At 68.9% G+C, this 9993-nt stretch carries 11 protein-coding genes; 6 read left to right on the top strand and 5 right to left on the bottom strand.

The genetic code is table 11. The features are described from left to right. The 4 genes from CH341_RS23280 to CH341_RS23265 all read left to right on the top strand — a co-directional run. Window positions 1-920, top strand: a 920-nt coding sequence (locus tag CH341_RS23280; RefSeq protein WP_111421377.1) for a cysteine desulfurase family protein, incomplete at its 5' end; no start/stop codon positions are given. Continuing rightward, window positions 917-1966, top strand: coding sequence for a selenide, water dikinase SelD (selD, locus tag CH341_RS23275; RefSeq protein ID WP_111421376.1), 1050 nt, complete (start codon window positions 917-919; stop codon window positions 1964-1966). The genes CH341_RS23280 and selD, both read left to right, overlap by 4 nt. A gap of 56 nt (window positions 1967-2022) precedes the next feature. Beyond that, complete coding sequence (locus CH341_RS23270; RefSeq protein WP_111421375.1) at window positions 2023-2403, top strand: MbcA/ParS/Xre antitoxin family protein; 381 nt, start codon at window positions 2023-2025, stop codon at window positions 2401-2403. Then, entirely contained in the window at window positions 2363-3130 is a 768-nt protein-coding gene (locus tag CH341_RS23265) for an RES family NAD+ phosphorylase (RefSeq protein WP_111421374.1), read from the top strand. Before CH341_RS23270 ends, CH341_RS23265 begins: the two co-directional genes overlap by 41 nt. Window positions 3131-3136: 6 nt before the next feature. Here CH341_RS23265 and CH341_RS23260 read toward each other — a convergent pair whose 3' ends face one another. The 5 genes from CH341_RS23260 to CH341_RS23240 form a co-directional block, all read right to left on the bottom strand. Then, window positions 3137-4021 (bottom strand): helix-turn-helix domain-containing protein, encoded by an 885-nt coding sequence (locus tag CH341_RS23260; RefSeq protein WP_111421373.1) that lies wholly within the window; start codon window positions 4019-4021, stop codon window positions 3137-3139. Window positions 4022-4059: 38 nt separating this feature from the next. Beyond that, window positions 4060-5340: a TRAP transporter large permease gene (locus tag CH341_RS23255; RefSeq protein WP_111421372.1), complete on the bottom strand. Its 1281-nt coding sequence runs from the start codon at window positions 5338-5340 to the stop codon at window positions 4060-4062. 12 nt (window positions 5341-5352) lie between these two features. Further along, window positions 5353-5862 carry a TRAP transporter small permease gene (locus tag CH341_RS23250; RefSeq protein WP_170149774.1) on the bottom strand — a complete coding sequence of 170 codons (510 nt, stop codon included), beginning with the start codon at window positions 5860-5862 and terminating at the stop codon, window positions 5353-5355. Window positions 5863-5960: 98 nt separating this feature from the next. Next, window positions 5961-6989 (bottom strand): TRAP transporter substrate-binding protein, encoded by a 1029-nt coding sequence (locus CH341_RS23245; protein ID WP_111421370.1) that lies wholly within the window; start codon window positions 6987-6989, stop codon window positions 5961-5963. Window positions 6990-7405: 416 nt separating this feature from the next. Continuing rightward, on the bottom strand, window positions 7406-7711 hold the full coding sequence (locus CH341_RS23240) for a hypothetical protein (RefSeq protein ID WP_111421369.1): 306 nt from the start codon (window positions 7709-7711) through the stop codon (window positions 7406-7408). Between the two features lie 363 nt (window positions 7712-8074). On the opposite strand from CH341_RS23240, the gene CH341_RS23235 reads away from it, so the two are divergent. Further along, entirely contained in the window at window positions 8075-8959 is an 885-nt protein-coding gene (locus CH341_RS23235; RefSeq protein WP_111421368.1) for a dihydroorotate dehydrogenase electron transfer subunit, read from the top strand. Next, on the top strand, window positions 8953-9936 hold the full coding sequence (locus CH341_RS23230) for a dihydroorotate dehydrogenase (RefSeq protein ID WP_111421367.1): 984 nt from the start codon (window positions 8953-8955) through the stop codon (window positions 9934-9936). Before CH341_RS23235 ends, CH341_RS23230 begins: the two co-directional genes overlap by 7 nt. The last annotated feature ends 57 nt before the right edge of the window (window positions 9937-9993 follow it).

Raw genomic sequence — 9993 nt, 5'->3', positions numbered from 1 at the left:
GCGCCGGCCGCCGCGGCATCGTCACCACGGCGCTGGAGCATCCGGCGACGGAGGAGTGCTGCCGCCTGCTGGAGCGCGCCGGCCACCGGGTACGCCGCGTCGCCCCGCAGGCCGACGGCGGGGTCGCGGCGGACGACGTGATCGCGGCGCTGGACGAAACCACCGCGCTGGTCACCGTCATCCACGCCCAGAACGAGATCGGCACGCTGCAGCCCGTGGGCGAAATTTTTCACGCCGCCCGACGGCGTGGGGCGTGGACCCATGCCGACGCGGCGCAGTCGCTCGGCAAGGTGCCGGTCGACGTCGACGCGCTGGGCGCCGACCTGCTCACGGTGGCGGGCCACAAGCTCTACGCCCCGAAGGGCGTCGGCGCGCTCTATGTCCGCCGCGGCGTCGCACTGCCGCCGCTCCTGGCCGGCGCCGGCCAGGAGCACGGCATGCGGCCCGGCACCGAGAACGTCGCCTTCATCGTGGCGCTCGGCGCCGCCTGCCGGATCGCCGCCCAAAAGCTCGATCGCGACGCGGTGCGGATCGGCGCCCTCGCCGGCCAGCTTTTGCACCGGCTGCAGCGCGCCGTGCCCGGGCTGGTGCTCACCGGCCGTCCCGAGCAGCGGCTGCCCAACACCCTGAACCTGCTGTTTCCCGGCGTCTCGGGCCGGGCGCTGCTGGAGGCCTGCCCCAACGTGCTCGCCTCCACGGGCTCGGCCTGCCACGCCGGCAGCGAGGAGCCGTCCGCCGTGCTGCTGGCGCTCGGCATCGGGCGCGAGGCCGCGCTGGGCGCCGTGCGCCTGTCGCTGGGGCGCGCCACCACGGCGGCCGATGTCGAGGCCGCCGCCGATCATCTCGCCGCCGCCTGGCGGCGCCTGCGCTCCGCCGCGGCCCCGGCCGCCGCGCCGCGCTTCTCCGGAGCCTTGTCATGAACGCCCACGATCTCCGCCTCACCAGCCTGGCCCATGGCGGCGGCTGCGGCTGCAAGCTCGCCCCCTCGGTGCTGCAGCAGCTCCTGGCCGAGCAGCCGGCGGCCGGTCCCTTCGCCCAGCTCCTGGTCGGCACCGAGACGGGCGACGACGCCGCCGTCTGGCAGATCGACGACACCACCTGCGTCATCGCCACCACGGACTTCTTCATGCCGATGGTCGACGATCCGCACGACTTCGGCCGCATCGCCGCGACCAACGCGATCTCGGACGTCTACGCCATGGGCGGCAAGCCGATCATGGCGCTGGCGATCCTCGGCATGCCGATCGACAAGATGCCGGCCGAGATGATCAGGAAGATTCTCCAGGGCGGCGCCAGCGTCTGCGCCGAGGCCGGCATCCCGGTCGCCGGCGGCCATTCGATCGACTCGCCCGAGCCGATCTACGGCCTCGCCGTGATCGGCACCTGCCGGCCCGAGCAGGTCCGCCGCAACGCCGACGCGAAACCCGGCGACGACCTGATCCTGACCAAGGCGCTCGGCGTCGGCATCTACTCGTCGGCGATCAAGAAGGGCGTGCTGCCGGACGGCGCCTACGACGAGATGATCGCCTCGACGACGCTGCTCAACCGCATCGGCATCGATCTCGCCCGCGACCCGGCCGTGCACGCCGTCACCGACGTCACCGGCTTCGGGCTGCTCGGCCACGCGCTGGAGATGGCGCGCGGCGCCGGCGTGACGCTGACCGCCTCGCTGCAGGCCGTGCCGCTGCTGTCGCGCGCCGCGGAGCTGGCCGAGGCCGGCTGCGTCACCGGCGCCTCGCACCGCAACTGGACGAGCTACGGCGCCGCCGTGCAGCTCCCCGCCGACCTGCCCGACTGGCGCCGCCACGTGCTCACCGACCCGCAGACCTCCGGCGGCCTGCTGATCGCCTGCGCCCCCGAGCGCACCGACGAGCTGCTGCGCATCGTCGTCACGGCCGGCTACCCCGCCGCCAGCCGCATCGGCCATGTCGAGGAGGGCCCGGCGGGAATTCGCGTGGTGGCGTGACCGTGTCTTGCAATGTAAACTTTCATGACTTATTTTTTCTTTTGAAAGGGTAAGGCATGAGTCTCCAGGAACGGTCCGCGGCTTCGCTCGAGGAGGCAGCGGTCATCACCAAGGCCACCTTGAGGGCGGCGACACGACTTGGGCTCACGAGCCGGTCGCTGGCGAGCGTGATCGGCGTGTCGGAGGCGACCGTGTCGCGCATGCGCAGCGGCACGCATACCCTTCAACGCGGCCAGAAGCCGTTCGAGCTGGCCGTTCTGTTCGTGCGGCTGTACCGCTCGCTGGACGCCGTGCTGGGCGGCGACGATGCCGCCGCGGCAGCATGGCTCAAGGCCAGGAACACGGCGCTCGATGCCGAGCCGATCGCGCTCATTCAGACCGTGCCTGGGCTCGTGAATGTCATCCAGTATCTGGACGCCCGCCGCGCTGTCGTCTGACGCCGGTCCGCTGGCCGGAACGGCGTGGCGGCTGGTCGAAGCACAACACCACGTCTCGACTCTCAAGCTCGTCGACTCCGTCGACGAGCAGGACCTGTTGGAGCGGCTGATCGAGGAGACGAAGCCCGTCGTGCCGCCGGAGTGCCGCGGGCTGCATTACCTGCTCTACACCCCGTTTCGTTACGGCACTTACCCGAAAGGGTCGCGCTTCCGGCGGGCCGGCGCGACCGGCGGGGTCTTCTACGCGGCAGAGACGCCGAACACGGCGGTGGCCGAGACGGCGTTCTACCGGCTGCTCTTCTTCGCCGAGTCTCCCGCGACCCCGTGGCCCGCCAACCCCGCCGAGTTCACGGCCTTCTCGGTGGATCATGCGACCGACCGGGCGATCGACCTCGGCGCGGCCCGATATGCGGGCGAGCAGGCGTGCCTCATGCATCCGACCGACTACACGCCGTGCCAGGACATCGCGGACGCGGCCCGGACGGCCGGCATCGACGTGATCCGCTACATCTCGGTCCGGGATCCCTCGCACCGCGCCAATCTGGCGATCTTGTCGTGCCGCGCCTTTGCGCAGCCGCGTCCGGGTCACCAGCAGACCTGGCGACTGCGCGTCAGCGACACCGGAGTGCATGCCGTCTGCGAGGCCCCGGTCGCTCGCATCACCTTCGACCGCCGTTGCTTCGCCGTCGATCCGCGCATTGCTGCGATGATCTGGGACCGGACCTGATTGCCGTCACCCCGCCGCCCGGGCCAGGACGGCGCGGAGGATGCGGGCGGCGGCTTCGCCCTTGTGGGCGCGGGTCCACTGCTGGGTCACGGTGGCCTTGAACAGGCGCACGGCCTCGGGCGTCGCCGTCGCCATGGCGATGCCGGAGGTGATGTTGGGGTGGTCGCCGAGCCGGTAGGGGCTCAGCGTCACCGAGGCATGGTCGGCCGCCTCGAACACCTGGAAGGTCTGGAACGGCGCCTGGTCCTCGACGATGCCGATCTGCACGCCGATCGGCGGATGCTCGAGCAGCGCGGCGACGCGCTCGACCTCGCGGGCCGCGAGGGCGCGGCGCCGGCTCACCACCGCGTCCGGCAGATCCCAGCGGCCGACCAGGCCGGAGCGCAGGAAGCGCTCGATGTCGGGCGCCGAGACGATGCTCAGCACCGGGATGCGCCGGGTCGCGGCGCCCCGCCGGCGGGCGTGCAGGATCGCCAGCACGGCGTCGATCTCGGCCCGCGCCGCCGCCGACTCGCGATGGCTGTCCGGGATGCCCTCGATCAGCATCACCCGCAGATGGTCGATGTACTCGTCCGACTGCAGCAGGAACGAGAAGGGCGAGAAGTTGCCGAGCACGTGGACGGCGCTCTCCTCGAGCTGGCGCATGCGCTCGAAGAACGAGACGGCGTTGGCGTAGTACTCGACCCCGACCCCCATCAGCGACGGCAGCGAGGTCTCCAGCAGCTCGGAGATCTTCTCCAGGGTCTCGATCTTGACCAGCTCGCCGCGCTCCAGCCGGTAGACCGCGGCACGCGACACCCCGATCGACTCGGCGATCCGGCTGACCGTGAGGTTCTTGCCGAGCCGATAGGCGCGCAGCCTTCGGCCGATCTCGGCCAGATGATCGGACATCGTTCTCACCGGGTTCCGCCTCGATGCGGCGGCGGACATCAGCGTACGATCGACAGAATTCCCGTCGAAATCTGCGGGACGTAGGTGATGAGCAAGAGCACCAGAAGGTTGACGACGATGAACGGCCAGATGCCGCGAATGATCAGCTCCACCGGCCGCCGCAGCGTGGAGGACGCGACGAACAGGTCGAGCCCGAACGGCGGGGTTATCATTCCGATGCAGATGTTGAGGCAGACGACGAGGCCGAAATGGACCGGGTCGATACCCAGCGACGTCGCGACCGGATAGAACGTCGGCACGAGAACCAGCAGGATGGAGTTGGGATCGATGAACATCCCGGCGACGAGCAGCACGACGTTGACGATCAGGAGGAATACGACCCAGTCGACGTTCCACGCCGCGAACAGCTGAGTGAAGAAGGCGGGCACCTGTGCCAGCGTGATGAGGAACGACAGCATCGACCCCGTCGCCAGCAGGATGAAGATGACGGCCACGGTGATCGCCGAGCCTTCGGCGATCTCCAGCAGGACCTTGAGGCCGATCGACCGGTAGACGACCATCTCGATCAGGAGCGCATAGGCGACGGCGACGGCCGCGGCCTCGGTGGCCGTGAAGATCCCGCCGTAGATTCCGCCGAGAATGATGAACGGCATGCCCAGCGCGACCAGCCCGTCGCGCAAGGCGAGAATGCGCTCGCCGCGCGTCGCACGCGGGAACAGGCCGGCACCGGTGCGCCACGTGACGATCTGCACGTAGATCATGAACGCGACGCCGAGCGCGACACCGACCACGAAGCCGCCGGCGAACAGGTCAGCGATCGACGTTCCGGTCAGCCAGCCGTAGATGATGAGCGTGATGCTCGGCGGAATGAGCAACGCGCATTCCGCGCTCGAGGCGATCAGGGCGAGCGAGAACGTCTCGGAATAACGCGCCTTCAGTAACTCGGGATGCAGCAGGCGACCGAGCGCCGCCACGGTCGCGGGCGCCGATCCGCAGATGGCCCCGAACCCCATGCAGGAGACGACCGTCGTGTGCCCGATGCCGCCGCGGACATGGCCGATATTGGTCTTGACCAGATCGGTGAGACGTTTCGCAATCGTGCCGCGCGCCATGATGTCGGCGGCGAAGATGAAGAACGGGATCGCGAGCAGGGTGGAGACGTTCACGCCGCCGAGGAGCTTCTGCGCCAGAGCGACCGGCGGGATCGACGGGAACAGGAGAAGCCACGCCAGCAGGGTCGGGACCCCCATGACGAGGAACATCTCGAACCCGAGCACGAGAAGGATCACCGCGACGACGCAGAGAAGGAGGACGGTCACGCGCGTTTTACCTCAGTGATCCTGCAACACGTCGCGAATCAGGAACCGGTTCTGGACGCCGGTGAGCTCCAGCAGGTAGCGCAGCGACAGAAGCGCGAACCCGACCGGCAGCGGCGCGTAGAGCCACAGCATCGTGGTGCCGAGCGTCGGACTGATCTGCCCGCTGTTGTAGATGAACAGCGCGAGATCGAAGCTGAGCTTGGTGAAGATCAGGCAGAAGGCGAGACCCGTCAGATTGATCGCGATCTGCACCAGGCGGGCGACCGGGCCCTGCATCTGGTCGATCAGCACGGTCATCGCGATATGCCTGCGCCGCTCCAGCGCCAGCCCCAGACCGACGAAGACCAGCCACGCGAGCCCGAACAGCGTCGCCTCGTCGATCCACGCCAGCTCGGTCGCGAGCTCCGCGCTGAAGTATCGGATCACGACGTTGACGAAATACAGGAACGACATCGCGATCAGGACGACCGCGATGAACGTTCTCTCGACGGTTCGGATGACGTCCAGTACGCGAGCAAACATGCCTGTCTTCTTCATCGTCTGTGCGGGGCAGCCATGTCCGCTCGCTGTCGGAACGGTCGTGACGCGCCCGACCCCGGGCCGGGTGCGTCGCTCGGCCGTCAGCTACCGAGCTTCTTCATCTCTGCCTTGTAGAGGTCGATCGCCTTCTGGCCTTCCGCGCCGGCGCGCGCGATGAACGCGGCTTCCGACTTCGGCGCCATCGCCGACTGCCAGGCGTTGCGGTCGGCCTCGCTCAGGTCGCTGATCTCGGTCTTGCCCGCGGTCCTGATGATCTCCAGGGCGGCGATCTTCGCATCGGCCTTCATCTTCTCGACCTCGGGGCGGACCTCGATGAAGGTGTCGGTGATGATCTTGCGGTGTCCTTCCGGCAGCGACTTCCACCACGTCGGATTGAACAGCACGAAGTCCTCCATCGCGCCGTGATCGGACACCACGAGATGCTTCTGGACCTCGTGGAACTTCATTGTGGAGATCGTGTCGAGCGGGTTCTCCTCGCCGTCCACGACGCCGGTCTGCAAGGCCGTGTAGAGCTCACCGAACGGGATCGCGATGGCGCTCGCGCCGACCGAGCCGAACTGCTCGATCAGAATGCGCGAGTCCATCACGCGGAACTTCTGCCCCTTGAAAGCCTGCAGTGAGTTGATCGGCTTGTTCGACGTCAGGCTCTTGCGGCCGTTCGGCCAGAGCGCGATGGCGACGAACCCGCGGCTGGAGAAGGTGTCGAGGACATACTGGCCGAACGGGCCGGTGCGCAGCGCATTCGCCTTGGCGGCGTCGGCGGGCAACAGGAACGGAATGTCGAAAACCGACACCACCGGGTTGAACCCGCCCAGGAAGGCGGCCGGCTGGACCGTACATTCGATCGAGCCGAACTGCGTCCCCTCGATCATCTGGCGCGCATTGCCCAACTGGGAGGCCGGGAACAGATTGAACACGACCTCGCCGTTGGTGCGCGCCTTGACGAGCTCGGCCACCTTTTCGAGCCCGCGATGGCGCGGCTGGGTCGGGGCTTCGAGATGCGCGATCTTGGCCGTGAATTTCGCCGGCTGGGCAGACACTTTGGAGGCGGACGCAGCGATGACGAGCGCACCGCTGGTGAGTTTCAGAAACTGGCGCCGTGAGGCCATGGGGCCCTCTCTATCCGTGTGACACTGGCTGTATCAAAATTTAGACTACGGCTGAAATGCTGTCAAACCTGGCCGGATTTTTGTCAAGGCACGGGCCCGAGCTGAAACAATGGACGTGAACCCGGGTGGCGGTCGTCGATCGTCCCGGCCGCCCGCGGGAGCGGTTCGTCCTCTGCTCGATGCCGCGCGCGCGGGCGTGCCCGAGCCCACGCCCCGCGCGGTGGCGCGCTGCGCTCGCGCCCGACCGTCTTGTCGCGCCCGGAGACGCGGCCCGACGGGCGAGGGTGAGACGAAGGATCCCGTCGATCCGACACCCCCCGTCGACGCCAAAAAGACAGAGCGCCCGACGGGCGCTCTGTCTTTGTTCGGGCGTGAGGGAGATCGCAGGACGAGCGGCACCGAAGGGCGACGGCCGGTCAGCCGAGGTCCGCGGCCGCGATGGCGTTGAGGGTGGCGAGCTGATCGGCCGGCGCCGCGCCCAGCGAGGCCGTCGCCTTCTCGGTGATCTCGATCAGGTGGTCGAAGGCCTGGTCCGCGACGTCGCCGGTGAGCGGGTGCTCCTCGTAGGAGTCGATGAAGCGGCCGACCAGCAGCGCCAGGATCTGATAGAGCGCGACATGCTCGCGATCGGCGCCGGCGAGGTTGAGCACCCTCTGCTGGAAATCCTTGTAGGTCCGAAGGCCGTTGTGCTGGGCCTTCAGCCAGGTGAGCAGTTCGTCCAAGAGCGTTCCCTCCCTCGAATGCACGGCGGGCGCCGGGCGGCGCCCACGCGAGAAGAAACTACCGTTGATACCACAGCAAGCGGAAAAAAAAAGAGATTAAATCCGGGCGAAAGCTCGGGCCGCCGTGCGGCAGACGCACGGACAAGGTCACGATCGATTCATGACTGCGTTGTTTTACCGTCACAAATCTCCACCGCGGGAAGGGCCGGATTGACAAATAGCGCCGCCTCTGCGAACGTCTCAGAAATTAGACGGTCGACCGCCCCGCGACGCCGGTGAGCCCCACCGGCCCGCGACGGTCGAAACGATTCGTGAGCGGCCCGCCGCGCGACGCGGCCCGGCCGCACGACCGGATGGGACGCCATGGGCCAGACGATCAGCTTCCAGCCGGGTCTTCGCGCGGGCGCGGCCTCCGCGACCGGGCCGACGGCCGGGCCGCTGCCGGCGACGCCCAGCGTCGCCGATGTGCTGGGCGTCGTCGTCTCCCATGTCTGGCTCAACGACGAGTACCGCTACCTGGTGCTGGAGGCGCCGGAGCCGGCGCCGCTCGCCCGGGCCGGACAGTTCTTCAATCTCGAATGTCCGCACACCGCCGAGGACAAGCCGTTCCTGCGCCGGCCGATGAGCCTCTACCGGGCCGACCCGGCGCACGGCCGCGTCGAGTTCCTCTACAAGGTGACGGGCCTCGGCACCCGGGCGCTCGCCTCGATCAAGGTCGGCCGCACCATGCGGATGCTGGGGCCGCTCGGGGTCGGCTTCTCGATCCCCGAAGGCGCCCGCAGCATCGCGGTGCTGGGCCGCGGCGTCGGGCTGGCGACGCTCGCTCCGCTCGCCGAGATGGCGGCGGAGAACGGCGTCGGCGTGACGGCGATCCTGTCGGCGCGCAGCAGCGCCACGGTGATGTCGGTCGAGCGCTTCGCCGCGATCGGCGCAAAAATTCAGATCGTGCTGGACAGCGACGGCACCAGCGACCCGGGCAATGTCGAGCTGATCCTCCGCGAGGCCGCGGCGTCCGGACGGGCCGACGCGTTCTACACCTGCGGCTCCAATCGGCTGATGCTGCTGATGCAGCGGCTCGGCCGCGAGCTGAGCATTCCGGGCGAGGTGGCGCTCGAGCAGCAGATGGCCTGCGGACTCGGCATGTGCTTCTGCTGCGTGCGCAACTTCTCGGTCGACGGCGTCGTCGAGGCGCGCCGCGTGTGCACCGAAGGCCCGGTGTTCCGGCTCGACGAGGCGCTGCCATGGTAGACCCGATCACCGCGACCCCGATCGCCCCGCCGCCGCCCAAGGTGGATCCGTCCGTGCGGATCGGCGACCTGGTGCTGCGCAACGCCGTGATGCCGGCGTCCGGCACCTTCGCCGAAGGCCTCGCCGAGATCGTGCCGTTCGAGAAGCTCGGCGCGATGGTGACCAAGACGATCACGCCGCAGCTGCGCGGCGGCAACCCGACGCCGCGCGTCTGCGAGGTCGGCCAGGGGATGCTCAACTCGATCGGCATTCCGAGCAAGGGCATCGACTATTTCCTCGAGCACACGCTGCCGTTCTGGCGCACCTTCGCGACGCCGCTGGTGGTGAGCGTATCGGCGGAATCCGGCGACGCCTTCGCCGACGCGGTGGCGCGTCTCGACGCGCCGGGCGTCGCCGCCATCGAGGCGAACATCTCGTGCCCGAACATCGAGGAGGACGGCAAGGCCTTCGCGATGGACCCGCGCTCGACCGCCCAGGTGGTGGCCAAGATGCGGCGCGCGACCAAGCTGCCGCTGTGGGCCAAGCTGTCGCCCAACACCGGCGACGTGGCGAGCGTGGCGCGCGCGGCCGAGGAGGCCGGCGCCGACGCGCTGGTGGTCGCCAACACGATCCTCGCCATGTCGATCGACATCGAGACGCTGCGGCCGCGGCTCGGCAACGTGATGGGCGGCCTCTCCGGCCCGGCCATGAAGCCGATCGCGGTGCGCATGGTCTACCAGTGCGCCCGGGTGGTGAGCATTCCGGTGATCGGCTGCGGCGGCATCGCCACGGCGGCCGACGCGGTCGAGTATCTGCTGGCCGGGGCCAGCGCCGTGCAGGTCGGCACCGCCACCTTCGTGCGCCCCACCGCGATGCTGAGCGTGATCGACGGCCTCGCCGAGTACTGCCGCCGCAAGGGCTTCTCCCGCGTCGCCGATCTCACCGGCGCGCTGCACGACGCCGACATGACCGTCTACGTCCACGAGGCCGCCTCGTGATCACGACCGAACGAACCAGCACTCGTTCAGCCGCCGCGCCTCGGGCATCGGCGGTCG

This window comes from Rhodoplanes roseus, from assembly GCF_003258865.1.
GTDB classification, from domain to species: Bacteria; Pseudomonadota; Alphaproteobacteria; order Rhizobiales; family Xanthobacteraceae; genus Rhodoplanes; species Rhodoplanes roseus.
Note: the sequence above shows the minus strand (reverse complement) of the source record. Positions and strands in the feature narration are given on the sequence as shown.